The 24,712-nt window shown below is 69.3% G+C and carries 22 protein-coding genes; 14 read left to right on the top strand and 8 right to left on the bottom strand.

What is annotated here, in order from left to right:
• Nucleotides 1–23 precede the first annotated feature (23 nt).
• The 7 genes from Q8S40_RS23470 (at nucleotide 24) to Q8S40_RS23440 (ending at nucleotide 9,087) form a co-directional block, all read left to right on the top strand.
• The gene (locus tag Q8S40_RS23470; protein WP_305672347.1) at nucleotides 24–2,078 is read left to right on the top strand and encodes a hydantoinase/oxoprolinase family protein; all 2,055 of its coding nucleotides are present in this window, start codon (nucleotides 24–26) and stop codon (nucleotides 2,076–2,078) included.
• Nucleotides 2,075–3,706, top strand: coding sequence for a hydantoinase B/oxoprolinase family protein (locus tag Q8S40_RS23465; RefSeq protein ID WP_305672346.1), 1,632 nt, complete (start codon nucleotides 2,075–2,077; stop codon nucleotides 3,704–3,706). Before Q8S40_RS23470 ends, Q8S40_RS23465 begins: the two co-directional genes overlap by 4 nt.
• 23 nt (nucleotides 3,707–3,729) lie before the next feature.
• Complete coding sequence (locus tag Q8S40_RS23460) at nucleotides 3,730–5,253, top strand: ABC transporter substrate-binding protein (protein WP_305672345.1); 1,524 nt, start codon at nucleotides 3,730–3,732, stop codon at nucleotides 5,251–5,253.
• A gap of 142 nt (nucleotides 5,254–5,395) precedes the next feature.
• Nucleotides 5,396–6,313, top strand: coding sequence for an ABC transporter substrate-binding protein (locus Q8S40_RS23455; RefSeq protein ID WP_305672344.1), 918 nt, complete (start codon nucleotides 5,396–5,398; stop codon nucleotides 6,311–6,313).
• 10 nt (nucleotides 6,314–6,323) lie between these two features.
• On the top strand, nucleotides 6,324–7,448 hold the full coding sequence (locus Q8S40_RS23450) for an ABC transporter permease subunit (protein WP_305672343.1): 1,125 nt from the start codon (nucleotides 6,324–6,326) through the stop codon (nucleotides 7,446–7,448).
• A complete protein-coding gene (locus Q8S40_RS23445; RefSeq protein WP_305672342.1) occupies nucleotides 7,445–8,359 on the top strand; it encodes an ABC transporter ATP-binding protein in 915 nt (304 codons plus the stop codon). The genes Q8S40_RS23450 and Q8S40_RS23445 overlap by 4 nt, the downstream gene beginning before the upstream one ends.
• A complete protein-coding gene (locus Q8S40_RS23440; RefSeq protein WP_305672341.1) occupies nucleotides 8,356–9,087 on the top strand; it encodes an ABC transporter permease subunit in 732 nt (243 codons plus the stop codon). Before Q8S40_RS23445 ends, Q8S40_RS23440 begins: the two co-directional genes overlap by 4 nt.
• Here Q8S40_RS23440 and Q8S40_RS23435 read toward each other — a convergent pair.
• Nucleotides 9,009–10,190: an MFS transporter gene (locus tag Q8S40_RS23435; RefSeq protein WP_304815559.1), complete on the bottom strand. Its 1,182-nt coding sequence runs from the start codon at nucleotides 10,188–10,190 to the stop codon at nucleotides 9,009–9,011. The two genes, Q8S40_RS23440 and Q8S40_RS23435, sit on opposite strands and share 79 nt — an antisense overlap.
• Before the next feature lie 174 nt (nucleotides 10,191–10,364).
• Here Q8S40_RS23435 and ggt point away from each other — a divergent pair, with 174 nt between their 5' ends.
• Complete coding sequence (ggt, locus tag Q8S40_RS23430) at nucleotides 10,365–11,978, top strand: gamma-glutamyltransferase (RefSeq protein WP_305672340.1); 1,614 nt, start codon at nucleotides 10,365–10,367, stop codon at nucleotides 11,976–11,978.
• A 15-nt stretch (nucleotides 11,979–11,993) separates the two neighbouring features.
• On the opposite strand, the gene Q8S40_RS23425 is transcribed toward ggt, so the two are convergent.
• The 7 genes from Q8S40_RS23425 to Q8S40_RS23395 all read right to left on the bottom strand — a co-directional run bounded on the left by Q8S40_RS23425 (nucleotide 11,994) and on the right by Q8S40_RS23395 (nucleotide 17,538).
• Nucleotides 11,994–12,188, bottom strand: a complete 195-nt coding sequence (locus tag Q8S40_RS23425; RefSeq protein ID WP_305672339.1) for a hypothetical protein — start codon at nucleotides 12,186–12,188, stop codon at nucleotides 11,994–11,996.
• Between the two features lie 58 nt (nucleotides 12,189–12,246).
• On the bottom strand, nucleotides 12,247–13,308 hold the full coding sequence (locus Q8S40_RS23420) for a ketopantoate reductase family protein (protein ID WP_305672338.1): 1,062 nt from the start codon (nucleotides 13,306–13,308) through the stop codon (nucleotides 12,247–12,249).
• A 33-nt stretch (nucleotides 13,309–13,341) separates the two neighbouring features.
• A complete protein-coding gene (locus tag Q8S40_RS23415) occupies nucleotides 13,342–13,824 on the bottom strand; it encodes a GAF domain-containing protein (RefSeq protein WP_305672337.1) in 483 nt (160 codons plus the stop codon).
• Nucleotides 13,817–14,794: a tripartite tricarboxylate transporter substrate binding protein gene (locus tag Q8S40_RS23410; protein ID WP_305672336.1), complete on the bottom strand. Its 978-nt coding sequence runs from the start codon at nucleotides 14,792–14,794 to the stop codon at nucleotides 13,817–13,819. Before Q8S40_RS23410 ends, Q8S40_RS23415 begins: the two co-directional genes overlap by 8 nt.
• A gap of 64 nt (nucleotides 14,795–14,858) precedes the next feature.
• Complete coding sequence (locus Q8S40_RS23405; RefSeq protein WP_305672335.1) at nucleotides 14,859–15,926, bottom strand: mandelate racemase/muconate lactonizing enzyme family protein; 1,068 nt, start codon at nucleotides 15,924–15,926, stop codon at nucleotides 14,859–14,861.
• Complete coding sequence (locus tag Q8S40_RS23400) at nucleotides 15,923–16,753, bottom strand: sugar phosphate isomerase/epimerase (protein WP_305672334.1); 831 nt, start codon at nucleotides 16,751–16,753, stop codon at nucleotides 15,923–15,925. Before Q8S40_RS23400 ends, Q8S40_RS23405 begins: the two co-directional genes overlap by 4 nt.
• Nucleotides 16,750–17,538, bottom strand: a complete 789-nt coding sequence (locus tag Q8S40_RS23395; protein WP_305672333.1) for a GntR family transcriptional regulator — start codon at nucleotides 17,536–17,538, stop codon at nucleotides 16,750–16,752. The genes Q8S40_RS23400 and Q8S40_RS23395 overlap by 4 nt, the downstream gene beginning before the upstream one ends.
• Nucleotides 17,539–17,668: 130 nt before the next feature.
• Between Q8S40_RS23395 and Q8S40_RS23390 the strand changes: the two genes are divergently transcribed.
• From Q8S40_RS23390 to Q8S40_RS23365, 6 genes are read left to right on the top strand one after another with little or no spacing between them, the layout of a single operon-like run.
• Nucleotides 17,669–18,868 carry a CaiB/BaiF CoA-transferase family protein gene (locus tag Q8S40_RS23390; protein WP_305672332.1) on the top strand — a complete coding sequence of 400 codons (1,200 nt, stop codon included), beginning with the start codon at nucleotides 17,669–17,671 and terminating at the stop codon, nucleotides 18,866–18,868.
• Nucleotides 18,869–18,877: 9 nt separating this feature from the next.
• Nucleotides 18,878–19,687: an enoyl-CoA hydratase gene (locus Q8S40_RS23385; RefSeq protein WP_304815547.1), complete on the top strand. Its 810-nt coding sequence runs from the start codon at nucleotides 18,878–18,880 to the stop codon at nucleotides 19,685–19,687.
• A 44-nt stretch (nucleotides 19,688–19,731) separates the two neighbouring features.
• Complete coding sequence (locus tag Q8S40_RS23380; protein WP_305672331.1) at nucleotides 19,732–20,790, top strand: ABC transporter substrate-binding protein; 1,059 nt, start codon at nucleotides 19,732–19,734, stop codon at nucleotides 20,788–20,790.
• Between the two features lie 30 nt (nucleotides 20,791–20,820).
• Complete coding sequence (locus Q8S40_RS23375; RefSeq protein WP_304815544.1) at nucleotides 20,821–21,885, top strand: ABC transporter substrate-binding protein; 1,065 nt, start codon at nucleotides 20,821–20,823, stop codon at nucleotides 21,883–21,885.
• Nucleotides 21,886–21,897: 12 nt separating this feature from the next.
• Nucleotides 21,898–23,640: an iron ABC transporter permease gene (locus Q8S40_RS23370; protein ID WP_305672330.1), complete on the top strand. Its 1,743-nt coding sequence runs from the start codon at nucleotides 21,898–21,900 to the stop codon at nucleotides 23,638–23,640.
• Between the two features lie 2 nt (nucleotides 23,641–23,642).
• On the top strand, nucleotides 23,643–24,710 hold the full coding sequence (locus tag Q8S40_RS23365) for an ABC transporter ATP-binding protein (RefSeq protein ID WP_305672329.1): 1,068 nt from the start codon (nucleotides 23,643–23,645) through the stop codon (nucleotides 24,708–24,710).
• Nucleotides 24,711–24,712: the final 2 nt, after the last annotated feature.

The following is a 24,712-nucleotide window of genomic DNA, read 5'->3' as shown; positions in this document are numbered from 1 at the left end:
AGGCTGGAACGGGGACCGCGACATTGGGCTGGCGCGTCGGCGTGGATTCGGGTGGCACCTTCACGGATGTCTGCCTGTTCGAGGAAGACACCGGCCGCATCGCGGTCTGGAAGGTGTCCTCCACCCCGGATGATCCCTCTCGCGGCATTGCCGGCGGCGTGGCGGAGGGCATGGCGGAAATCGGCCAGGCGCCCGCCGACATCGCCTATTTCGGCCATGGCACCACGGTGGCCACCAACGCGCTGATCCAGCATCGCGGCGTCCGCACCGGGCTGGTCACCACCGATGGCTTTCGCGACCTGCTGGAGATCGGGCGCCAGAAGCGCCCGGATCTATACGATCTACAGGTGGACAAGCCGCCGGTGCTGGTGGCGCGGGAATTGCGCCTCCAGGTGCCGGAACGCATCCGCCATGACGGCAGCGTGGAGACGGCGCTGGATGAACAGGCGGTACGCGACGCCGCTCGCGCGCTGAAGGCAGCCGGCGTGCAGGCCATCGCCATCTGCTTCCTCTACAGCTTCGTGCATCCGGCGCATGAGGCAACGGCGAAGCGCATCATCGCGGAAGAAATTCCGGGAATCTTCCTCACCACCAGCCACGAGATCGCGCCGGAATTCCGGGAGTTCGAGCGGCTGTCCACCGCCGTGGTGAACAGCTACCTCGGCCCGGTGATGCGCGGCTACATCAAGCGCCTGGCGGAACGCCTGGCCGAGCTGGGTGTCACCGCGACACCGCATCTGACGCAGTCCAATGGCGGCGTCATAGGCTTCGAGGCGGCGGCGGAGATGCCGGTGCGGATGGTGCTGTCCGGCCCCTCCACCGGCGTGGTCGGTGCCCAGGCCATCGGCCGGCTTTCCGGCTTCCCGGACCTCATCACCTTCGACATGGGCGGCACCAGCACGGATGTGGCGCTGCTGCAGGGTGGGGCGGCGCGGATGACGGGGGAGGCCATCGTGCATGGCTACCCGATCAAGGCGCCGATGCTGGATATCCACACGGTGGGCGCCGGCGGCGGTTCCATCGCCTTCGTCGATTCCGGCGGGCTGCTGAAGGTCGGGCCGCGCAGCTGCGGCGCCGATCCGGGGCCGGTCTGCTACGACCGCGGCAACCCGGAAGCGGCGGTGACGGATGCGAATGTCGTGCTCGGCACGCTGCACCCGACGCATCTGCTGGGCGGCCGCATGCCGATCCGCCGCGACCTGTCCCTGGCGGCCGTGGAACGGCTGGCGGCGCAGCTCGGCATGGGGGTGATGGAGACGGCGCAGGGCATTTTGTCCGTCGTCACCGCGAACATGGCCAAGGCGATCCGGGTGATCAGCGTGCAGCGCGGGCATGATCCGCGCGACTATACGTTGATGGCCTTCGGCGGCGCTGGGCCGCTGCATGCGTCGCGCCTGGCGAAGGAGCTGGATATCCGCCGCGTGCTGGTGCCGCGCAATCCCGGCATCCTCTGCGCCATGGGGCTGCTGCTGACCGATCTGCGCGCGGATTTCTCCGCCACGCGGCTGACCGCGCTGGACGAAGACGCGGTGGCGCCGATGGAGGCCGCCTTCGCCACGCTGACCGCTACGGCGGAACGCTGGTTCGAGCAGGAACACATCGCCGCCGACAAACGCATGATCCGCCGCAGCGTGGATATGCGCTATGCCGGCCAGAACTACGAACTGCCGGTGGCCCTGCCCGACGGGCCCTTCACCGCCGCCACGCTGGCGCATCTGGCCGAGGGCTTCGCCGCGGCGCATCGCCAGATGTATGGCTTCATCGCGGAAGGGGAGGCGGTGCAGCTCGTCACCTTCCGGCTGGAAGCCACCGGTGTGGTCCGCAAGGCGGAGCTGCGGCCGCGCCCGCTGCAGGGTCCCGACCCACAAGCGGCGCTGGAGGCGACTCGGGAAATCTGGCTGCCGGAAGCGCAGGGCATCGTCGTCGTGCCGGTCTATGCGCGGGATCGCCTGGCACCTGGCGACCGCATCGCCGGCCCTGCCATCGTCGAGCAGATGGACGCCACCACCGTCATCCTGCCGGGCCAGGACGCCCGCGTGGATGAGTACGAGAACCTGATCCTGGAGGCGGCGGCATGAGCAACATGCGCCCGGACCCGATCACGGTCGAGGTCATCGGCTCCGCCTTGTCCTCCATCGTCGAGGAGATGGGGGAAGCGCTGGTCCGCGCCTCCTACTCCACCAACATCAAGGAAAGGCGGGACTGTTCCACGGCGCTGTTCGACATCGCCGGCAATACGCTGTGCCAGGCGGAACACATCCCGATCCACCTCGGCAGCTTCATCGGCATCATCGCGCATATCCTCAAGCGTCATCCGATGGCGAAGATGCAGCCAGGCGATGTCTTTGTCGGCAATGACGCCTATGAGGGCGGCGGCACCCATTTGCCCGATATCGTGCTGGCGGAGCCGATCTTCGTCGACGGCCGCATCGTCTCCTGGGCCGTGAACCTGGCGCACCACTCGGATTTCGCCGATCGCGGCCATGCGCATATCTTCCAGGAAGGCCTGCGCATCCCACCGATCCGGCTCTATCGCGCCGGCGAATTGCAGAATGATGTGCAGGAGCTGATCCTGCTGAACTGCCAGGTGCCGCGGGAGCGTCTGTCCGACCTGCGCGCGCAGATGGCGGCCAACCGCCTCGGCGTCTCCCGCATGCAGGCGCTCTGTGCGAAATACGGCACGGAGACTGTGCTGGCGGCGGGCGAGGCCCTGCAGGACTACGCCGAGCGCAAGATGCGCGCCGGCATCGCGGCCATCCCCGATGGAACCTGGACCTTCGCGGATGTCCATGACAGCCCGGAGATCGACGGCGAATTGCCGCTGACCCTGACCCTGACCATCGCGGGCGACACCATGTCGCTGGATTTCGATGGGCCGGACCAGGTGCGCGCCGGCATCAACATGACCTTCACCGCGCTGCTCGCCACCGTCTACTACGCGGTGAAGACGGTGGTGGACCCGACGCTGCTGCCCAATGCCGGGCTGGCGCGGCCGCTGCGCGTCACGGCGCGGGAGGGTAGCGTGCTGAACTGCGTGCTGCCGGCTGCGGTGAATGCGCGGCTATCCACCTGCCAGCGCGTGGTGGACCTCATCCATGGCGCATTGGCGCAGGCGGTGCCGGGGCGGGTGACGGCGGCGCATAATGGCGCCTGCTTCGTCGCCTCCTTCGTCGGGCGGCAGCCGATCACGGGGGAGCCCTGGGTCTATCTCGAGACCATCGGCGGCGGCTTCGGCGCCCGCGCCACCAAGGACGGGCTGGATGGCGTGCATGTGCACACGACCAATACCTCCAACCTGCCGGTCGAGGCGCTGGAGATCGAATACCCGCTGACGCTGATGCGCTACGAGCTGGTGGAAGGCTCCGGCGGCGCCGGGCGGCAGCGCGGCGGCATGGGGCTGCGCCGGGTCTACCGGGCGGAAGCCGAATGCCGCCTGCGGATGGATGGGTCCCGCTTCGCCTCCGCCCCCTGGGGCTTGCAGGGCGGGCAGCCGGGCGGGCGCGGCCGCTTCGTCTATGGCCCGGGCATTGCGCCTTTCGTGCTGGGAAATGGCCTGTTGCAGGCGGGCGACTGGGTGGAGATCATCACCCCCGGCGGCGGCGGCTATGGCCCGCCCGGGGAACGTGACCGCGCCGCTCTGCAACGCGACCTGGCCGAGGGCAGCATCACGCCCGAGGCGGCGCAGACGATCTATGGAGCAGACTGACAACAACAAAGGGAGACTTCACCATGCGCATCACCCGCCGCGGCCTGATCGCCGCCACTGCCGCCCTGCCCTTCCTGCCGGGCGGCGCCGCCCGCGCGCAGGGCGGCACACTGCGCTTCGGCCTGTCCTCCTTCCCGCCCAGCCTGCAGCCCTGGGCCAATACCGGGACCGCCGCCGCCACGGTGAAGCTGCTGATCCATCGCGGGCTGCTGTCCTACGCCCCGGATGGCGCGCTGCGCGGTGAGATCGCGGAATCCTGGCGCAACGAGAACCCGACCACCTGGAGCTTCACGCTGCGCGACAACGCGCTGTTCCACAATGGCGAGAAGATCACCGCTGCCGATGTGAAATGGAACATCGAGCAGATCGCCGCCGAACGCTCCACCGCCCATTACCGGGCGGAGATGCAGCAGGTCGCGAGCATCGAGACGCCGGATGCGCGGACGGTGCGCATCGTCACCAAGGCGCCCATCGCCACCCTGCCCAACTGGATGGCGTCCTACCACATGATGATCGTCAGCCCACGCAGCCCAACCGGCGCGGGCGTGCTGCCGGTCGGCGCCGGGCCCTTCACCATCCGGGCACAGGAGCGTGGCACCTCGATCGATCTCGTGGCCTTCGACCGCTACTACAAGCCGGGCCAGCCGAAGCTGGCCGGCATCCGGCTGATTGCCTATGCGGATGAAAATCTGCGCGTCTCCGCCATTCGTGCAGGCGACGTGGACCTCATCGAATACGTGCCCTGGCAGGCGATGGCAGCGATCGAGGTGGATGAACGGCTGCGGCTGGACGCCACGAATGGCCCCTTCATGTATCTGAATTTCAACGCATCTCGCCCGCATCTGGGCGATGCGCGGGTCAGGCGGGCCATCGCCCACGCCATCAGGCGCGACGACATCGTGAAGGTCGCCTTCTTCGGCCGCGGCAGCCCGCTGGAGGGCCTGCCGATCGCCCCGGGCAGCGATTTCTTCGACGAGGCGCTGTCCAAGGGCCAGGCCTATGACCCGGACAAGTCCAAGGCCCTGCTGCGGGAGGCCGGGCTGCCCAACGGTTTCAGCACCAGCCTGCTGTCCACCGCGCAATACGGCATGCACAAGGACACGGCGGAGGTGGTGCAGCAGCACCTGGCCGCCGTCGGCATTCAGGCGGAGCTGCGCCTGCCGGATTGGGCGACGCGCGTGAACCTGGGCAATCGCGGCCAGTTCGACATCGCGGTGATGGGCACGGCGACCGACAGCAACGATGCGGACGGGCTGAACAACCTGATCGACGGCTCGCTCTCCCCCTCCTACGTCCGCAGCGCCGGGCTGCGCATTCCGAAGCTGGAGGAGTTGATGCGGGCCGGTCGGGCGGAGTTCGACACCGCGAAGCGGCGCGAGATCTACCTGGAGGCGCAGCGCGTGGCGCTGGAGGAAGTGCCGCTGGTCGGCCTCGCCTGGCGCAGCCAGGGCTATGCCATGAAGAAGGAGATCACCGGCTTCAAGGCCATGCCGGGCGCGCTGAACTTCTTCTCGGGCATCACGCTGGAGGATGCGGCGCTGGGTTGATTTCGACTGGTCAGGTGGCCGGGCGACCCCATCTCGGTCGGGTCGGCCACCTGCATCCGAGCGGGACGGAACCGGCTGTCGCGTGGCACGCTGTGCTGCTGGCAACTCCCCCTTGGCACCGAAACGGGACAGGACTGGAATCATGGCAGGCATCATCCGGCGGCGGCTCCTCGCCGCGCTCCCGTTGGCCCTTGCGGCCCCGTCCCTGGTGCGCGCCCAGGCCACGCGGCCGGTGGTGGTGTCCTCCAAGATCGACACGGAGGGCGCGCTGCTTGGCAACCTGATCCTGGTGGCGCTGGAACGCGCCAACATCCCGACGGAGGCGCGGCTGTCGCTCGGCCCGACGCGCATCGTCCGCACCGCGCTGGTGGCGGGCGAGATCGACCTCTATCCCGAATACACCGGCAACGGCGCCTTCTTCTTCCAGCAGCCGGAAGCCCCGGCCTGGCGCAGCGGCGATACGGCGCATGAGACGGTGGCGCGGCTGGACCTGGAAGCGAACCGTCTGGTCTGGCTGGCCCGCGCGCCGGCCAACAATACCTGGGCCATCGCCCTGCGCGGCGATGTGGCGCGTGCCGAGAACCTTTCGACCATGGAGGATTTCGGCCGCGCGGCGGAGGCCGGCAAGCTCCGCCTCGCCGCCTCCGCCGAATTCGTCGAGAGCCCGGCGGCGCTCGGCAGCTTCGAGCGGACCTATGGTTTCAGCTTCCCGCGCGACCGCATCGTGGTGCTGCCGGGCGGCGATACGGCGGTGACCATGCGTGCCGCGGCGCAGGGCATCTCGGGGGTGAATGCCGCCATGGTCTATGGCACCGATGGCGCCATCTCCGCGCTCAGCCTGGTGGTGATGCAGGACAACAAGGGCGCGCAGATCGTCTATGAGCCGGCGCCGGTGGTCCGCCAGGCGGTGCTGGAGGCGCATCCGGGCATCCGTGCCGCGCTCGCCCCGGTCTTCGCATCGCTGACGCTGGAGACACTTCAGCAACTGAACGCCCGTGTGGCCGTGGAAGGCCAGGCGGCCGCTGCGGTGGCGCGGGCGCATTTCGCCACGCTGGGCTGACGCGCGGCCGATGCGCGCGGGTGAGGTAGGCCGCGCGCTGCTGGGGCTGGTAGTGCTGGCCGGGCTGCTGCTGCCCTGGCTGAGCGTCGCGCCGAACCGGCTGCTGCCAGGCGTCGCGGCCAGCGGATTTGCCGCGATAAGCTGGGCTGCACCGGCTGCGCTGGTGGCAGTGGTGCTGGCGGTGCCGCAGCGCCTGCCGGCCTGGCTCGGGGCGCCGGCCGCGCTGGCCGGTGTGGCGCTACTGCTGACCGCCACGGGCTGGGCAGCCGCCCTGTCCCTGGAAGGGCTGGCCCCGGCGGCGCGCGCCGGCCTCGGTGGCGGCTTCTGGCTCGGGCTGGTGGCGGGCGCCGCGCTGGTGGTGGCGCGCGCGGCGGCCCTGCCCGGGATGGGCCGGGCCGTGCTGGCCGCGTTCGCCCTGCTCACCCTTTTGCTGCTCTGGCAGGCCGGAACCTTCGAGGCGTTGTCGCTGGTGGTGGAATACCGGGCGCGGGAGGCGGTGGTGCACGCCGCCCTGCTGCGCCATCTGGCGCTCGCCGGGGCGGCGCTGGCGCTGGCCTTGCTGTTGGCGGTGCCGCTGGCCTGGGCCGGCTTCCGGCGGCCGGGCGCCGCCGGGCCGGTGGGCGCTGCGCTTGGTGCCGTGCAGGTGGTGCCGGCCATCGCGCTGTTCGCGGCGCTGATTCCGCTGCTGGCTGGGCTGCTGGCGCTGCTGCCGGCGCTGCGCAGCCTGGGCCTCGGCGCCATCGGCCCGGCGCCCGCCGTGCTCGCCACCGCGGGCTACCTGGCGCTGCCGCTGTGGCGCTCCGTGCTCGGCGGGCTGACGGCGGCCGACCCCGCGGCAGTGGCCGCCGCGCGTGCCATGGGCATGACGGAGGGCGGTATCACGCGGGAGGTGCGGCTGCCGCTGGCGCTGCCGGTCTTCGCCGGTGGCCTGCGCGTGGCGGTGGTGCAGGCGATCGGGCTGGTGACGCTTGGCGGGCTGGTGGGGGCGGGCGGTCTCGGCGCGCTGGTCTTCGAGGGGCTGGCGCAATTCGCCACCGACCTGATGCTGCTCGGCGCCTTGCCGATCATGGCGCTGGCGCTGGCGGCGGATGCCTTGATCCGCCTGCTGGAACATCGGCTGGGGGGCAGCGCATGATCCGCTTCGAGAATGTCTCCGTCCGCTTCGGCACGACGGAGGCGCTGTCCGGCGTGAACCTCCAGGTCGCGGCGGGCGTGCTCTGTGCCCTGGTCGGCCCCTCCGGCTCCGGCAAATCCACGCTGATGAAACTGGTGAACCGGCTGGTGGAGCCGAGCGCCGGCCGCGTGCTGGTGCGCGGCGCCGATGTGGCGGGCCAGGACCCGGCACGGCTGCGGCGGTCCATCGGCTATGTCATGCAATCCACCGGCCTGTTCCCGCATCGCAGCGTCGCCGCCAATATCGGCACGGTGCCGCGCCTTCTGGGCTGGGATTCTTCCCGAATTGCGGCCCGCGTCGCCGCGCTGCTGGAGCTGGTGCAGCTCGACCCTGCGCTGGCGCAGCGCCTGCCCGGCGCGCTGTCCGGCGGCCAGGCGCAGCGCGTGGGCCTGGCGCGGGCCCTGGCCGCGGACCCGGATATCCTGTTGATGGACGAGCCCTTCGGCGCCGTGGACCCCATCACCCGGCGCGACCTGCGCGCCGAGCTCCGCCGCATCCATGCTGAAACCGGCAAAACCATCCTGCTGGTGACGCATGATCCGGAGGAGGCGCTGGAACTCGCCAGCCAGGTGGTGGTGCTGCGGGATGGCGCGGTGGTGGCGGATGGCGCGCCGGCCGCGCTGGTGGCGGAGGATGCGCCGGATTTCGCCCGCACCTTGCTCGGCGGCGGCCAGCCCGGCCTGCGCCGCCTGTCCTTGCTGCCGGCGGAGGTGGCGCGGGATGGCCGGCCCGCCCCCGCCGATGCGCCCCGCCTGGCCTCCGGCGCCACACTGGCCGATGCGCTGTCCCGCATGGCGGAATCCGGCCATGGCGTGCTGGCGCTGGGCGATGGGTCCCTGCGGCTGGAGGCCGTGCTGGCGCGCGGCCGATGATGGCGCTGCTGCTGGCCGCGGTGCTGGCGCTGGTGGCGTTGCTGCCCGGCTGGTTCGGCGGCTTTCCGCCCGGGCGCCTGCTGGGGCTGGCCGCCGGCCATGCCGGGCTGGCGCTGGCCGGGGTGGTGCCGGCGGCGCTGCTCGGCCTGGCGCTCGGGGTGCTGGTGACGCGGCCATCGGGCCGTGCGCTGCGCCCGGCGGCGGATGCCTTCGCCGCCGCCGCCCAGGCGGTGCCCCCGGTGGTGGCGGTGGCGCTGGCGGTGCCGGCCATGGGCTTTGGCTGGGGGCCGACCATCCTGGCGCTGCTGCTGTACGGCATCATGCCCGTGCTGCGGGCCACCGTCGCCGCGCTGGAGGCGGTGCCGCCGGAGGCGCGGCTGGCGGCGCTCGCCCTGGGCTACACCCCGGCGGGCGCGCTGCGGGAGGTGGAGCTGCCGCTGGCCTGGCCGCTGGTGCTGGGCGGGCTGCGCGTGGCGCTGGTGCTGGCGGTGGCGACTGCCGCGGTGGGTGCGCTGGCCGGGGCGGCGACGCTCGGCACGCCGATCGTGCTCGGGTTGCAGAACCAGAACCAGATCCTGGTGTTGCAGGGGGCGGCGGCCACCGCCTCCCTGGCCTTCGCGGCGGAGGGGCTGCTGCTGGCGCTGGCCGGCTATGCGGCGGCGCGCGGCGGCCGCAGCAGCGCCAGCCCGGCCAGCAGCGCCGGCGCGGCGCAAAGCAGGAAGCCGTAATCGTAGCGGCCGGTCAGCCACAGCACCGCGGCGAAGACCAGCGGCATCAGCAGCGCCCCCAGCTGGCCGAAGGACAGCACGCCGCCGGTCGCGGCCCCACGCATTCCCTCTGGCGCCAGCCGCGCCGCCTCCGCCAGCAGCACGCCGTTCCAAGACAAGGCGGTGAGGCTGAGCCCCGCGCCGACCAGGCCGAGCATGGGCAGCGGCCAGCCCGGCCCGGACAGGCCCGCCAGCACGGAACTGGCCGCCATGCCGAGGGCCAGCACCCCCATCACCACCCGCGGCGGCAGCAGCACGCTGCCGATCCAGCCCCACAGGATGCGCCCGGGCACCGCGATCAGCGTGGCGACGGAAAAGACGAAGCCCGCGACGGCCAGCGGGTGCCCCAGCGCCGTCAGGTAGACGACGAAATAGGCCATGAAGACTGTCTGTATGCCGTTGAACACGAAACAGGCCAGGGACAGGTTGAAAAGATCCCGGCTGCGGATGACCACGGCCAGGGTGGTGTGGAAATCCGACAGGCGAAAGCTGCGCCCCGGCACGCGGTCCGCGTCGAATTCCGCCCGCAGCGGCTGCAACAGCACTGCCAGCACCACACAGGCCCCGGCCGAGGACAGCATCGCGCCCCGCCAGCCCCACCAGCCGGTCAGCAGCGGCCCCAGCAGCCCGCCCAACAGCAGCCCCGCCGGCACCGCCGTCTGCTTGATGGAAAACACCAGCGGCGCATAGCGCGGCGGCGAATAGCGCCCGAGCAGGTGCGAGCTGGCCGGCGTGGATACCGCCGCCCCGCCCGCGCCGATCACCGCCGACAGGGCGAAGAAGCCGAGCGGCCCGATACAGGCCAGCACCAGCCCGACGGCCAGCATCAGCAGCGCCACCTGGCTGACCCGCAAGGCCCCATGCCGGATGATGAAGCTGCCGCAGCCGAGCTGGAAGCCCAGCGAGGCCAGCGCCCCCAGCCCGACATAAACGCCGAGCCAAGCCGGATCGAGCCGCAGATCATCCAGGATGGCCGGGGCGATGATGGAAGGCAGGTTGCGACCCAGCGCCGCGAAGGTCTGCTGCAGGAACATGGCGCCGAGCGCGATCAGCAGCAGGTTCATTCTCTGGCTGCGTTGCATCCTGCCTCTGCCCGGTTTCTCGCCGCATCATTTCCAACCAGGCGGGAAATGTGAAGCCACGCGGAGGGAGGGGCAGACCCCCCGCCGGCGCGGGCTGCCCGGCTGTCACGCCGCGCGGTTGCGGTGCAAGCTGGGTTGGCAGGAAGGGAAGGCAGCATGGACAGCATCAAGGGCCTGGTGGTCTGCCCGCAGCCCCGCGCGGCGGATGCGGGGGCGGAGGTGCTGCGGCGCGGCGGCAATGCCTTCGACGCGGCCCTCACCACCGCCTTTTGCCAGATGGTGCAGGACCCCTTCATGTGCGGCCTCGGCGGCATGGGAACGCTGCAGTTCCTCGACGCGCGCAGCGGCCGCCACGGCATGATCGATTTCCACGCCCGGGCGGGCGCGAAGGTGCGGCCGGAGATGTGGGCGGGCGACAGCCAGGGCCGGTCCGAGATTTCCGGTTATGCGCTGTTCGAGGATTTCCGGGCCGAACTCGGCTACCAGGCGATCATGACGCCCGGCACCGTCGCCGGCCTCGCGCGGTTCCATGAGACGCTGTGCAGCCAGGATTGGGCGGCGCTGCTGGCACCCGCCATCCGCATGGCGCGAGAGGGTGTGCTGGTGACGCCCTTCTACCATGACTTCCTGGCCCGCACCCCGCAGCCCGGCCTGCCGAGTGGCCTGCGCCGCGTTTCCACCACGCCTGGCTGCGCGGCGCTGTACCTCGACGCCCAGGGCGCGCTGCACAGGGTGGGCGACACGCTGCGCCAGCCGGAGATGGCGGACAGCCTGGAACGCCTGGCACGCCATGGCGCGGCGGATTTCTACCATGGCGAGACCGCCGCGCGCATCGCGGAGGATTTTGCCCGCAACGGCGCCTTCGTCACCGCGGCGGATCTGGCCGACTACCAGGTGCGGGAGGTGCCGCCGGTGATCGGCAGCTATCGCGGCTACGGCATCGCTTCCAACCCGCCGCCCGGCTCCGGCGCCGTGCTGATCGAGATGCTGAACATCCTGGAGCAGTTCGATTTCGGCGGTGTGCAGCCGGGTAGCGCGCGGCATCTCGATCTCGTCGCCCGCGCCATGGCGGCGGCGCATGAGGACCGCGAAAACTGGCTGGCGGACCCGGATTTCGTCGATGTGCCGGTTGAGGAGATGATCTCGAAGCGCCGCGCCGCGGATTGGGCCGCGCGCATCCGTGCCGGCTGGCTGCCGGGAGGGCGCATCGCGGCGCCACCCTCCTGCACCACCCATGTCTCGGCCTGGGATGCGGCCGGCAATTGCGTGTCGCTGACGCATACGCTCGGCACCGGCGCGGGGGTGGTCACGCCGGGGCTGGGCTTCAACTGGAACAACGCCATGAAGCTGTTCGACATGCGTCCTGGCCGCCCGAACAGCATGGCGCCGGGCAAGGCGCGCACCACCGGCATGGTGCCCACCATCGTGACGAAGGATGGCGCGCCCTGGATGATCGTCGGCGCGCCGGGCGGCAGCGTCATCATCTCCGCCGTGCTGACCACCATCGTCAACGCCGTGGATTTCGGCATGGGCGCGGTGGAGGCCGTGTCCTTCCCCCGCATCCATTGCGAGGGTGGCCCTGTCTTCTGCGAGGCCCGCGTGCAGGGAGACGTGGTGCAGGCGCTGCGCGACCTGGGCCATGAGGTGCGGCATTCGCCGCTATCCTACGACCCGGGCATGAGCCGCGCCCACGCCATCCTGCTGCGCGATGGCAGGCCCACCGGCGGCGCCGACCCGCGCGGCGGCGGCGGCGTCGCGGTGGCCTGGTAGATCAGGTTCCGTCGGTCAGGGGCGGGGATTGCCGTGCTGGCGGCGTAGCGGTTCCAGCCTTCGCTGCGGCTCCTGCGCCAGCTTCAGGCATTCTTCGGCGGAGCCTGGAATTTGCGGCTGCTGCCGGTGCCACAGGGCACGCAACGCGGCGCGCGTCGCGGCGCCGCGGGTGGCGGAGACGATGCGCCGCTGGAGATCGTTCACATACATGCCTTCCCCCATCTGGATGACAGCATGACGGGAACGTGCGCGGCGAGGGCGGGTTGCCTCAGTTCAGCCGCAATTCCTGGATGTGACGCGGGTCGGCTGCGATCTCGCCGCGCTCCACCCGCTGCACCAGCGCCGTCAGCGCCGCATTGGCCGGGGTGGCGAGGCCGAGCGGTTCCGCCTGCTGCACGATATAGCCGTTCATCGCCTCGATCTCCGTGCGGCGGCCCTTCATCATGTCCTGGCCCATGGAGGGGCGATGCGCGCCGCCGCCCGGCTTGCGGGCCTCCACCAGCCGGTGCTGGTCGTAATCCGCCAGGGCTGCGGCATCGCCTTCTCCGGCACGGGCGATGATCTCGGGGTCGATATGCAGCACTTCCTCCAGCGCATAGCCCAGCGCCTGGCCGGTGCGGATCGCCTCGCTGCCGAGCCGTGCCGTGAAGTGACGCAGGCGGTCATCCAGCAGGATGTCCCGGCTAATCAGGCCGGTCGCGGCGGACATGCCGTTCTGCATCACATTCGCCACCAGCTTGGTCCAGCGCTCGCCCCACAGATTGGGCGTGACAAGCGTGCTGTCGGACAGCGCGGTGAGGCGCGCGACTTCCCGCGCCCGGTCGGTGATGCGGCCATGCACCTCCCCCACCCGGTACACGGTATGCGCGGCACCGCCCTTGCCGGAGGCGCGCTTCACCTGGCCGGGCGCGCTGAGTTCCACCGTGATGGAGCTGGCCACCGCACCCAGCGTGCGGCCCCAGCCGACAATGCCGGCGATCGTCGCCTCATTCATGCAGTTCTGCAGGCTGACGCAGTAGCCATTGGGCGAAAGGTATTGCGCGACCATCTGCGTGGCCCAGGCGGTGTCGTAGGATTTCACGCAGATGAAGGCGATGTCGAAGGGCTTTTCGCGGGAGACCTGCTGCAATTCGGTCAGGTGCAGGGCGCGGCCCTGCACGGTGAATTCCGGCACGTCCTTCAGATGGCTGATGCGCAGCCCCGTGCGGATCGCCTCCACATTCTCCGGCCACCAATCGACGAAGGTCACATCCTCCCCGGCCTGGACCATATAGGCGCCGGCGTAGCAGCCGACGGCGCCGGCGCCGATGATGGCGATACGATTGCCCATGAAACCCGCTTCCTCCTGCAATTGGCTCGCAGGTTAAACCGCGACCCAATCGGGCGCTACCAGCAGCCCGAGAAGTTCCGCGAAGCTGCGCCATCCGGGCGCCACGCGATCCTCCGCCCAGAGAAAATTCACCGTGCCGAGGCAGGCGCCCGCATGCAGCACCGGCACATTGACGATGCTGCGCAGGCCAAGGCCGAGGATCAGCGCGTGGTCATCAAAATATTCGGTGATGGCTTCCGCGCCCTCACCAACGAAGACCTCCCGCCGCAGCAGCACATGCCGGCCCCACGCCGTATCCCGCTTCGGCTTGGCGCCGCCCACGGGGTAGGCGGCGTTGTCCGAGCTGTACAGGCGGCGCACCGTCATCGCCGCCGCGTCGAAGCGCATGGCGGTACACAGGCGGTGGCCCATGGCCCGCCGCCCCACCGCATCGGCGGCCCGCAGCAGCGCCAGCGGCCGCGCCTCCCGCGCCGCCGCCGTGAAGGCGGCGAGGCCGGCCGCGTCCAGCTCAGGCATCCGTCATGCCGATGCCCAGGTCGCGGATCACGCGGCCCCACTTTTCCGCATCGGCGCGCAGCGTGGTGCCGAATTCGGCGGGGCTCTGGTTCACAACCTCGACGCCGATCGCCGCCATGCGGTCCTTCACCTCCGGCAGCAGCAGCGCCTTGTTGATTTCGGCATTGAGCTGCGTGACCAGATCCTCCGGCATGCCCTTCGGGCCGAGCACGCCGTACCACACCGCCATCTCATAGCCGGGCACCGTCTCCGCCACCGTCGGCACCTCGGGCAGCAAAGTGGAGCGGCGGCCTTCCGTCACGGCGAGCAGCTTGAGGCGGCCGTCGCGCACATGGGACAGGGTCTGCGTGCCGGCGCTGAACAGAAGCTGGGTCTGGCCGCCCACCGTGTCCTGCACCGCAGGCGCGCCACCGCGATAGGGCACGTGCACCATCTCGATCCCCGCCATGCGCGCGAACATCGCGGCGCAGAGATGGTTCGTGGAGCCGGGGCCGGCGGAGGCGTAAGCGATCTTGCCCGGGTTCGCCTTGCAGTAGGCGATGAACTCCGCGACGTTGTTGGCGGGCACGGAGGGGTGGATGACCATCGTGTTCAGCACGAAGGCCAGCAGCGCAACCGGCGTGAAGTCATTCACGCCATGGAACGGCATGTTGCTGAACAGCGCATCGTTCATCGCATGCGTGCTCATCGACCCGAACAGCAACGCATAGCCATCCGGCCGCGCCCGCGCCACGGCGTTGGAGCCGATATTGCCGGAGGCGCCGGACCGGTTCTCCACCACAAAGGGCTGGCCCGTGGCGCGCCGCAGCGGCTCCGCCAGCACACGCGCCAGGATGTCCGTGGTGCCGCCGGCGGCCCAGGGGACCGTCACCGTCACCGGGCGGCTTGGGTAGCGGTCCTGCGCCGTCGCCGTATGGGCGGCGAAGGCGAGGGTGGTGGCGAGCGCGGCGCGGCGCGTGATCTGCGGCATGGGAAGGTTCCTCGAACGAGACAGTCTGGCGGGGAATCTAGCCCGGCGGCGGCGCTTCGGCCAGCTAAGCCTCGCGGAAGGCGAAACCGATGCCGGGCCGGTCCGGCAGACGCATGATGCCGGCTTCCGGCACCAGATCCTCCGACAGGCGCTGGCGCAGGGCGAGCTGCGCACCATGCATCTCCAGCAGCCCGCCCTGCGCGTGGCCGGCCATCAGCGCCGCATTGGCAATGTCCCAGCCACCGGCATGCGCCACCGGCGTGCCATGCGCCTCGGCCAGCGCCAGGATGCGCTGGGCGGCGCTGATGCCGCCGCAGAAGGCGGCGTTGGGCTGCAGCCAATCCACCGCGCCGCGGGTCAGCGCTTCCCGGAACCAGGACAGCGATTGCACCATCTGCCCGGCGCCGATGGGGATGCGGATGGCGCGGCGCAGGCTGGCCAGCATCTCCAGGTCGTTGCCGAGCACCGGTTCCTCGAACCAGGCGATGTCACACTCCTCCACCATCAGCGCGAGGCGACGCGCGGTGGCGACATCCATGCCGCAATTCGCATCCAGCATCAGCAGTGCCCGCGGCCCGATGGCGTCCCGCACCGCCCGGACGCGCTGCGCATCCTCCGCCACGCCGCGGCCACCAGCGGCCACCAGCATCTTCACGCCGACGAAGCCGGCCTCGATGCTGCGCTTGCACACCGCCGCCAGTTCCGCCTCCGCATAGCCTGGCAGGCCAACCGTGGCGTAGCAGGGCACCGCCTGGCGCGCGCCGCCGAGCAGCCGCCACAGCGGTTCCCCCAACGCCCGCGCGCGCAGGTCCCACAGCGCCATGTCGAGCGCTGACAGAGCGGAGACGAAGACACCCGTGGCGCTGCGCGGATTGAAGCGGCTGGTCAGCTTCGCGCGGATCGCCTCGATCGGGCGCGCATCCTCGCCCTTCAGCGCCTCCTCCATCCGCGCCAGCAGCGCCACCACCTCCTCCGCCAGGAAACGCCCGGTGACGCCGGTGCCGACCAGGCCATCCTCCGTCTCAACGCGGCAGCGCACGAAGGCCGGGGTGTCCAGCCCGGCATAACCCTTCGCGGCCGCGACCGGCGCCAGGCGCTCGACCGCGGCGGTGATGGCGCGGATGCGGGTCATGCGACGACGCCGGCCGCGCGGGCGGCTTCCACCTGGCGGTGGCGGGCCTTTTCCATATCTTCCAGCGTGCCGAAGGCGTTCATGTAGTGGCCCTTGAAGCCGGCGCCCTCGATGCGTCGGAACATGTCGCCGAAATCGAAGTCGCCTTGGCCGGGCACCAGATGCTGCTCATGCCCGTTGCGCCAGCAATCGGCCAGCCGCACCTCCACCACCCGGTGCAGCGGGATGCGCGCAAGGAAACCCTCCACGCCATCGGGCATCAGATGCGCGTGGTTGGCGGTGAAGCTCAGCGCGAAGGCGGGGCTGTCGATGGCGTCGTAGTAATAGGCCCATTCCTCCATGGTGTGCGCCAGGTAGTGCACCTCCGCATCCGCCGGCTCCTTGTTCAAATTCTCCAGCAGCAGCAGCGCCTTGTGCTTCTCCGCGTGCTCCACCATGCGCTTCAGGCGGTCGAGCCCCGCCTGCATCCGCATCTCGACATCCGCAGTGAAGTGGTAGCCGGCATGCACGACGATGGAGCCGGCGCCGAGCAGCGGCATCGCCTCGATATAGGCGCGCATATAGGCGTCCACCGCCTCCGACAGGAAGGGCGAGTATTCCGCGACATTGACGGCGGAGAGCGTGTGCAGGCCGAGATGCACCTCATGCTTGTCCAGCAGCGCGCGGATACCCTTGGCGCGCGCCGCATCGAAGGCGTTGACGGCGTTGGCGCCGGTGTCGAGCTGGATGTCGATATGGCGCACCTTGTTGGCGCCGGCCCAGGCGATGGCGTCCTCCAGCTTCAGGCGGCGGCCGACATCGACGCCGATGCGTTCCAGCAGGGTCATGGTGTTTCCTCCGAAATGGTGCCGTCTTGTGCGGCGTGTCCGATGGCGTGCAGGAAGCGCGCGCGGCCGCGCTGGGCGTGGGCCTCGGCCAGGCTGCGCGCCTGTGCCGCCTCACCCCGCAGGATCGCTTCCATCAATGCGCGATGCTCGCGATTGGCGGTCTGCATATGGCCTGGCCGCTCGAAGGAACGCCGCCGCAACAGCATCAGCTTGTGCGTCAACTGCCGGTACAGCACGGCGGCTTCCCGGTTCCGGCTGCAGGCCAGGATGAAGGCGTGGAAATCGGAGTTGAGCTGGAAGAAGCCGTCGCGGTTGCCATGGGCGATCGTGCGATCCATCGCATCCACCATCATCCGCAACACGAGCCCCTGTGCGGGCACCAGCAACGTGGCGGCGCGGGCGGCGGCGAGGCCGAACAGCGCCGCGTTGATCTCGTAGATCTCCATTGCCTCATCGAGGCTTAAGGTGCGGACGAAAGCGCCGCGGTTCATGATGACGGTGACGAGGCCGGTCTTCTCCAGCGCTCGCGCCGCTTCGCGCACCGGGCCGCGGCTTACGCCGAGACTGCGTGCCAGCGCCACCTCATTCAGCCTTTCGCCAGCGCGCAACGTCCCGGCCAGGATCAGCGCCTCGATCTGCCGCGCCACGTCGATGCCCAGCGCCTGCGGCCGGCGTGCGCGCCCGGCAGGCCTTCTCGCCCGTGTCGCATCACTGTGCAGCGCAGCATGGCGCGCGGCCTTTGCCGGCGCGGCGGGCAGCGTCAGAAGCGCTGGTGCATCTGCCATGGGATAAAGTGTTTACAGTTTCCCTCGAGCCTGACAAGGTGATTGCACGGAGAAAAACAGCGTTCGGGAGGACGTCGATGTTCACCACCGCCAAGCGGTGCTGCAGGCATCGGGAAGGGCTGCGCCGCGCATGAGCGATGCAGCGCCCGCCACCACCGCCCTGCCCCTTTCGGGCCTGCGCGTCATCGACCTTACCGTGGCCCGTGCGGGTCCGACCTGCGTGCGCCACCTGGCGGATTGGGGGGCGGAGGTGATCCGCGTCGCACCACCCTCCGCCGATGCCGGCGACATCACCGGCGACCAGGATGGCTTCGACTACCAGAATCTGCACCGCAACAAGCGCGCCATGCAGATCGACCTGAAGACGGAACAGGGCCGGGCGATTTTCTTCGAGCTGGCGAAGACCGCCGATGTGGTGGTGGAGAATATGCGCGCAGCGGTGAAATTCCGCCTCGGCGTGGATTATGCCAGCGTCAGCAAGGTCAATCCGCGCATCGTCTATGGCTCCATCTCCGGCTTCGGGCAGGACGGGCCGTATGGGCACCGCGCCGGCGTCGATCAGATCGCGCAGGGCATGGGCGGGCTGATGTCCATCACCGGCGTGCCGGGGGCGGGGCTGGTGCGCGTCGGCATCCCGATCGCGGACCTCACAGCGGGCAATCTGCTGGCGCTGGCCATCATGATGGCGCTGTTCGATCGCACCAAGACGGGACGCGGGCGGTGGGTGCATACCAGCCTGCTGGAATCCATGGTCTTCATGCTGGATTTCCAGGCCAGCCGCTGGCTGCTGGCAAACCAGGTGGCGGGCCAGGCGGGCAACGACCATCCCACCTCCATCCCCACCGGCGTCTATCCCACCGCCGACCGCCCCATCGCGCTCGCCGCGTCCTCTCCCCGCATGTGGGAACGCTTCTGCGACGCGCTGGAACGGCCGGAATGGAAGACGCGGCAGGGCTGGGATACGCGCGATGGCCGCTCCGCCGATCGCGCCGCGATCAACGAAGCCATTGCCGAGATCACGCGCACCAAGCCAAGCCTGCACTGGATCGAGATACTCGACCCCGCCGGCATTCCCTGCGGCCCGATCAACACCATCGACCAGACCTTCGGTGATCCCCAGGTGCAGCATCTGGAGATGGCCAAGCCGGTGGCGCATCCGCGCCTCGGCGACCAGAAGCTGGTTCGCAACCCGATCAACATGTCCGATGTCGCGTGGAACATCCGCGATGCGACGCCGGATGCCGGCCAGCACACCGATGCCGTCCTCGCCGAGCTCGGCCATTCCCCCGATGCCATCGCCCGCCTGCGCGCCGCGCGCGTGGTGCAATAGGAGCGCCCCATGGACGGCATGACCCTGAACCTCAGCACGCCGAAGATCCTGGCGCGGATCGAGGACGGCATTGGCTGGCTCACCTTCAACCAGCCGGAAAAACGCAACGCCATTTCGCTGGAGATGTGGGAGGCGGTGGCCGCGGCGGCGCAGCGCTTCGCGCAGGACCCGGCCGTGCGCGTCGTCGTCATGCATGGCGCCGGCGGCAAGGCCTTCGCCTCCGGCGCCGATATCAGCCAGTTCGAGAAGCTGCGTGACAGTGCGGAGGCCGAGGCGAAATATTCCGCCGTCTCCGCCGCCGCGCGCAAGGCGCTGGAGGAACTCGGCAAGCCACTGATCGCCATGGTCAACGGCTTCTGCATCGGCGGTGGCTGCGCCACGGCGATGGTCGCCGATATCCGCATCACCGCGGAGGATGGCCGCTTCGGCATTCCCGCCGCCAAGCTCGGCGTCGCCTATGCCTGGCACAGCCTGCGCCGGCTGGTCTCGCTGGTGGGGCCGGCCATGGCGAAGGAGATCATGTTCACCGGCCGCTTCCTCGATGCCCAGGAAGCCTTGCGTGCTGGCCTTGTGAACCGCGTGGTGCCGGTGGACCAGCTTGAGACCGTGGTGCGGGAGATGGCAATGACCATCGCGCGCAACGCGCCGCTTTCGATCCGCGCCTCGAAGGAGGGGATCGACCAGATTGCCGGGGAACCGTCGCAGATCGACCAATCCCGGTTCGAGGCGCTGTACCGTGCCTGCTTCGACAGCGCCGACTACGCCGAAGGGCGTGCCGCCTTCATGGCGAAACGGCCGCCCACCTTCAACGGAGCTTGAACAACCGGCACCAAACCTGTGCCGGCCCTCGGGAGGAAACAACAATGAGCGGCTTCACCAAGCGCCAGATCCTTTCCCTCACCACCGGCATCGCCCTCGGTGGCGGTGCGGCCTTCCGCGCGGCGGCGCAGGACCTGCCTTCGCATGAGCGCCAGCTTTACGAGGCTGCGCGTCGAGAGGGCGAGATCACCTGGTATTCCGGCCAGTACAATGCCGAAACCTCGGAGGCGATCGGCCGCGCCTTCAACGAACGCTACCCTGGCGTGCGCTGCAATGTGGTGCGCAGCACGTCGCAGGTCGCGTTCCAGCGCCTGTCGCAGGATGCGCGCGCCAATGTCGCGCAATGCGACGTGTTCAGCTCGACCAATTCCGGCCATTTCGTGCAGCTGAAGCGCGAGGGCCGGCTGATGCAGTTCCGGCCGGAGAATGCCGCGGGCCTGCTGCCGGCGATTCAGAACGCGGATCCGGACAACTACTTCCACACCAGCTTCCTCGGCCTGTTCCTGATGACGCACAACACGCGTCTGGTCAGTGAGGCGGATGCGCCGAAAAGCTGGCAGGATGCGTTGGACCCGAAGTGGAAGGACAAGCTGGCGGTCGGCCATCCCGGCTTCAGCGGCGCCATCGGCGTCTGGGCCGTGCAGATGCGGAAGATGTATGGCTGGGACTACTTCACGCGGCTGGAGCGCAACAATCCGCAGATCGGCCGGTCGAGCCAGGACCCGGTCACCACGCTGAATGCGGGCGAGCGTTCGGTCGGGCTGTGCGTGCCGGTGGGCACCACGCAGCTGGCGATCTCTCGCGGCAACCCGCTGCGCCTGATCTACCCGACCGAGGGCGTGCTGGCGGCGATCTCGCCTTCCGCCATCATCGCCAATGCGCCGCACCCGAACGCGGCCAAGCTTTTCATGGAATTCCAGGCCGGCAAGGGGCTTTCCGAGACGGTGCGGAGAACCTTCAACGAGCCGCTGCGCGCGGACGTGCCGCCGCCCGAGGGCGGCAGGCCGCTGGCCGATGTGACCCTGCTGGCGCCGAGCCTGGAGGAACAGGAGAAGGGCGTGCCCGAAGTGCGGGAAGCCTGGCGCGACACGTTCGGCATTTGACGCAGCAAAAGAAATCGAGGGAGTGAACACATGACCGGTATCACCAAGCGGGGCCTGCTCGGCACCACCACAGCCCTTGCGGCCGCCGCCATCCTGCCCGCGCGTCGCGCCGCGGCGCAGGATATGCCGGCGCATGAACGCCAGCTGTATGAGGCAGCGCAGCGCGAAGGGGAACTGACCTGGTACACGGGCCAGCTTCAGGCCGAACCGTCGGAGGCGATCGGCCGCGCCTTCACCGAACGCTACCCCGGCGTGCGCTGCAGCGTGGTCCGCAGCACATCGCAGGTCGCCTTCCAGCGGCTGTCGCAGGATGCGCGTGCGCGCGTCGCGCAATGCGACGTGTTCAGCTCGACCGACTACAGCCATTTCACCTACCTGAAGGGTGAGAACCGGCTGATGGCCTACAAGCCGGAGAATGCCGCCGGCATGGTGAAGGCGGCACGCGACGCGGCGGATCCGGACGGGCATTTCCAGATCACCTACCTTGCTCTGTACATGCTCGCCCGCCGCACCGATCAGTTGAGCGAGGCGGATGCGCCGAAAAGCTGGCGTGAGCTGACCGACCCGAAATGGAAGGACAAGATGGCGGTCGGCCATCCGGGCTTCAGCGGCGCCATCGGCAACTGGGCCATCATGATGAAGGCCATGTATGGCGTGGGCTTCTTCCGTGAGTTCGAGCGCAACAAGCCGCAGATCGGGCGTTCGGCCGGCGACCCGGTGACCACGCTGAATGCCGGCGAGCGTATCGTCGGCGTCGGCATCCCCTCGGCCTCCACGCTGTTCAGCATCTCCCGCGGCAATCCGCTGGCGCTGATCTACCCGACCGATGGTACCCTGCTGGTGCCGGCGCCGAGCGCCGCGATCGCCAATGCACCGAAGCCGAATGCCGCGAAGCTCTTCATGGAATTCGTCTGCGGCCCGGCCTATTCGCGGGCGGTGCGGGAATTCCGTGCCGAATCGCTGCGGCCGGAAGTGCCGCCGCCGGAGGGCTCCCGCCCGCTGGATGAAATCAAGACCATCACGCCGACGCCACGCCAGGTACAGAACGAAATGACCGAGGTGCGGGAGCTGTGGCGTGACACTTTCGGCGTTTGATCGGGCATCCCGATGAGCGAAGCTCCCGCACTTCCGCACGCGCAGGCCGGGCCGGTTCAGGCCCGGCGCAGTGGCCGCTTCGCACGGTTCGAGCCGGTGATGCTGCTGTGGGTCGCACTGATCGCGATCCTGCTGTTCCTCGTTGCCTTTCCGCTCGGCAAGCTGCTGGTGGTGAGCTTCGAGACGCGCGGCACCGGCGAATTCACGCTGATGAACTACGTCGCGGCCTATGGTCGGCCACGTTACGTGGATGCGCTGGTCAACTCGCTGCTGCTCGGCCTGCTTTCGGCCAGCATGGCGGTGGTGATGGCCGTGCCGATGGCCTGGGCCGTCTCCCGCACCGACATGCCGTTCAAGGGGCTGACCTGGGCGGTCGTGCTGGGCGCCTTCATCCTGCCACCCTACCTGTCCGCGATCGGCTGGATCCTGCTGGCCGGGCCGAATAGCGGCTTTCTCAACATTGCCTGGCGCGCGGTGACCGGGTTGCAGGACCCGCTGTTCAATATCTACACCTTCAGCGGCATGGCGCTGGTGATCGCGCTGAACTCCTTCCCGCTGGTCTTCATCTTCGTGAAATCAGCGCTGGATCTCGTCTCCTCCGAGATGGAGGACGCCGCCAACATCCTCGGCGCCGGCACCTGGACGGCGATGCGGAAGGTCTCGATTCCGCTGGTCTGGCCGGCGATCATGGCCGGCTTCATCATCGTCTTCCTGGAAGCCATCGCGCTGTTCGGCACGCCGGCCATCATCGGCATCCCGGCGCGTATCAATGTGGTGACGACGCAGCTCTGGCAGTTCTTCGAATATCCGGTGCGGGTGGAGGTTGCGGCCGCCTATGCCATGCCGCTGCTGCTGATCACGGCCGGCATGATCGTGGTGCAGAAGCTGATGCTGGCGCGCAAGGGCTATGTCTCGCAGACCGGCAAGGGCGGGGAGCGGCGGCCGATCAAGCTCGGCCCCTGGCGCTGGGCGGCCTTTGCCTGGTGCGCCGCGGTGGGGCTGATGGCGGTGATCGCGCCGCTGTTCGTGCTGCTGCAGGCGAGCTTCGCCAAGGCCTGGGGGCGCGGCCTGGCGTGGGACAATCTGACGCTGGCGAATTACCGCCTGCTGATCTTCGAACACGACATGGCGATGACCTCGATCTGGAACACGATCTGGTTCTCGGCCTCGGCCGCCTCCATCGCCGTGGTGCTGGCCCTGCTGATCGCCTACATCGTCAACCGCAGGCTGGTGCCCTTCGGGGATGCGCTGGGCTTCATGGCGATGGCGCCCTTCGTCATCCCCGGCATCGTCATGGCGATCGGCTTCTACGCCGCCTATGCCTCGCCGCCCTTCGCGCTGTACGGCACCGCGACCATCATCATCCTGGCCTTCGCGGCGCGCTTCCTGCCCATTGCCTACGCCAACTCCGCCTCCGCGATACGCGCCGTGCATCCGGAGATGGAGGAGGCGGCGCGCATCCTGGGCAGCGGTCGGCTGCACGCCATCTGGATGGTGACGGCACCGCTGGTACGGAAATCGCTGCTGGGCGGCTGGCTGATCGTGTTCATCGTCGCCTCGCGCGAATTGTCGGCGGCGATCTTCCTGGTCGGTCCACGCACGCGGACCATGTCGGTGCTGTTGTACGACCTCAGCGAGGCGGGCAATTTCGAGGTGCTTGCGGCCTTCGGCGGAATTCTGCTGGTGGTGACGATGGTCTTCGTCGGGATCGGCATGAAGCTGGTCGGGCGTGACTTCATGCTGCGGAGAAACTGAGGATGTCGCGTCTCCAGATCCAGGGGCTGACCAAGGCCTACGGCGCGTTGCGGGTGGTGGATTCCATCGACCTGACCTTGCAGGAAGGCGAGTTCGTCTCCCTGCTCGGCCCCTCCGGCTGCGGCAAGACGACCACGCTGCGGATGATCGCGGGCTTCATCGATCCGAATGGCGGCAGCATCTCGCTCGATGGGCAGGTGATCTCCGCCCCCGGCGCGGTGCTGCCGCCCGAGAAGCGCGGCATGTCCATGATCTTCCAGAGCTACGCCATCTGGCCGAACATGACAGTGGCGGAGAATGTCGGCTTCGGCCTGAAGCTGCGGAAGCTGCCGGGCGAGGAAACCCGCAGGCGGGTGGCCGAGATTCTGGAGGTGGTCCAGATGGGCCATCTGGCGGCGCGCTACCCGGCGGAGCTTTCGGGCGGCCAGCAGCAGCGCGTGGCGCTGGCCCGCGCCATCGTGGTGAAGCCCGCGGTGCTGCTGCTGGATGAACCGCTGTCCAACCTCGACGCCAACCTGCGCGAGGAGATGCGTTTCGAGATCCGCCGCCTGCACGACGAATTTCGCATCACCACCGTCTACGTCACGCATGACCAGTCGGAGGCGATGGCGACATCCGACCGCATCGCGGTGATGAATGCCGGGCGGATCGAGCAGGTGGATGCGCCGCACATGCTCTACACCCGCCCGCGTACGCGCTTCGTCGCCGGCTTCATCGGCCGCACCAACCTGCTGCCGGCGCAGCTTCGCAATGGCGAGATCGGCTTCGGCGGCATCGCCATGCGGGCCGGCCAGGTGCCGGGGGCGGACACGGCGGCGGGTGGCGATATCCTGGTCTCGGTCCGGCCGCAGAGCATCGGCCTGCACCGCACGCCGCCCATGGGCGGCGCGCCGGTGATGGAGGGTGTCGTGTCCCAGCGCACTTTCCTCGGCGAGACGTGGGACTATGTGGTCACCGCCGATGGCACTGACCTGCGGCTGCGCGCCACCGCGCCGCCCTTGCAGATCCATGATGTGGGCGAGCGGGTCTGGATGGAGTTCGACCCGCAGCAGATGGCGATGGTGGTGTAGCG

This window comes from Falsiroseomonas sp. (assembly GCF_030695085.1).
Lineage (GTDB): Bacteria > Pseudomonadota > Alphaproteobacteria > Acetobacterales > Acetobacteraceae > Falsiroseomonas.
This window is presented reverse-complemented; position numbering and strand designations above follow the sequence as displayed.

What these genes read in the sequence shown, in the direction of transcription:
- Q8S40_RS23365 (WP_305672329.1), top strand. Translation starts at nt 23,643, where the DNA reads ATGTCGCGTCTCCAGATCCAGGGGCTGACCAAGGCCTACGGCGCGTTG.
- Q8S40_RS23440 (WP_305672341.1), top strand. Translation starts at nt 8,356, where the DNA reads ATGATGGCGCTGCTGCTGGCCGCGGTGCTGGCGCTGGTGGCGTTGCTG.
- Q8S40_RS23465 (WP_305672346.1), top strand. Translation starts at nt 2,075, where the DNA reads ATGAGCAACATGCGCCCGGACCCGATCACGGTCGAGGTCATCGGCTCC.
- Q8S40_RS23425 (WP_305672339.1), bottom strand. Translation starts at nt 12,188, where the DNA reads ATGTATGTGAACGATCTCCAGCGGCGCATCGTCTCCGCCACCCGCGGC.
- Q8S40_RS23390 (WP_305672332.1), top strand. Translation starts at nt 17,669, where the DNA reads ATGAGCGATGCAGCGCCCGCCACCACCGCCCTGCCCCTTTCGGGCCTG.
- Q8S40_RS23400 (WP_305672334.1), bottom strand. Translation starts at nt 16,753, where the DNA reads ATGACCCTGCTGGAACGCATCGGCGTCGATGTCGGCCGCCGCCTGAAG.
- Q8S40_RS23455 (WP_305672344.1), top strand. Translation starts at nt 5,396, where the DNA reads ATGGCAGGCATCATCCGGCGGCGGCTCCTCGCCGCGCTCCCGTTGGCC.
- Q8S40_RS23450 (WP_305672343.1), top strand. Translation starts at nt 6,324, where the DNA reads ATGCGCGCGGGTGAGGTAGGCCGCGCGCTGCTGGGGCTGGTAGTGCTG.
- Q8S40_RS23375 (WP_304815544.1), top strand. Translation starts at nt 20,821, where the DNA reads ATGACCGGTATCACCAAGCGGGGCCTGCTCGGCACCACCACAGCCCTT.
- ggt (WP_305672340.1), top strand. Translation starts at nt 10,365, where the DNA reads ATGGACAGCATCAAGGGCCTGGTGGTCTGCCCGCAGCCCCGCGCGGCG.
- Q8S40_RS23385 (WP_304815547.1), top strand. Translation starts at nt 18,878, where the DNA reads ATGGACGGCATGACCCTGAACCTCAGCACGCCGAAGATCCTGGCGCGG.
- Q8S40_RS23405 (WP_305672335.1), bottom strand. Translation starts at nt 15,926, where the DNA reads ATGACCCGCATCCGCGCCATCACCGCCGCGGTCGAGCGCCTGGCGCCG.
- Q8S40_RS23435 (WP_304815559.1), bottom strand. Translation starts at nt 10,190, where the DNA reads ATGAACCTGCTGCTGATCGCGCTCGGCGCCATGTTCCTGCAGCAGACC.
- Q8S40_RS23370 (WP_305672330.1), top strand. Translation starts at nt 21,898, where the DNA reads ATGAGCGAAGCTCCCGCACTTCCGCACGCGCAGGCCGGGCCGGTTCAG.
- Q8S40_RS23380 (WP_305672331.1), top strand. Translation starts at nt 19,732, where the DNA reads ATGAGCGGCTTCACCAAGCGCCAGATCCTTTCCCTCACCACCGGCATC.
- Q8S40_RS23395 (WP_305672333.1), bottom strand. Translation starts at nt 17,538, where the DNA reads ATGGCAGATGCACCAGCGCTTCTGACGCTGCCCGCCGCGCCGGCAAAG.
- Q8S40_RS23420 (WP_305672338.1), bottom strand. Translation starts at nt 13,308, where the DNA reads ATGGGCAATCGTATCGCCATCATCGGCGCCGGCGCCGTCGGCTGCTAC.
- Q8S40_RS23445 (WP_305672342.1), top strand. Translation starts at nt 7,445, where the DNA reads ATGATCCGCTTCGAGAATGTCTCCGTCCGCTTCGGCACGACGGAGGCG.
- Q8S40_RS23415 (WP_305672337.1), bottom strand. Translation starts at nt 13,824, where the DNA reads ATGCCTGAGCTGGACGCGGCCGGCCTCGCCGCCTTCACGGCGGCGGCG.
- Q8S40_RS23410 (WP_305672336.1), bottom strand. Translation starts at nt 14,794, where the DNA reads ATGCCGCAGATCACGCGCCGCGCCGCGCTCGCCACCACCCTCGCCTTC.
- Q8S40_RS23460 (WP_305672345.1), top strand. Translation starts at nt 3,730, where the DNA reads ATGCGCATCACCCGCCGCGGCCTGATCGCCGCCACTGCCGCCCTGCCC.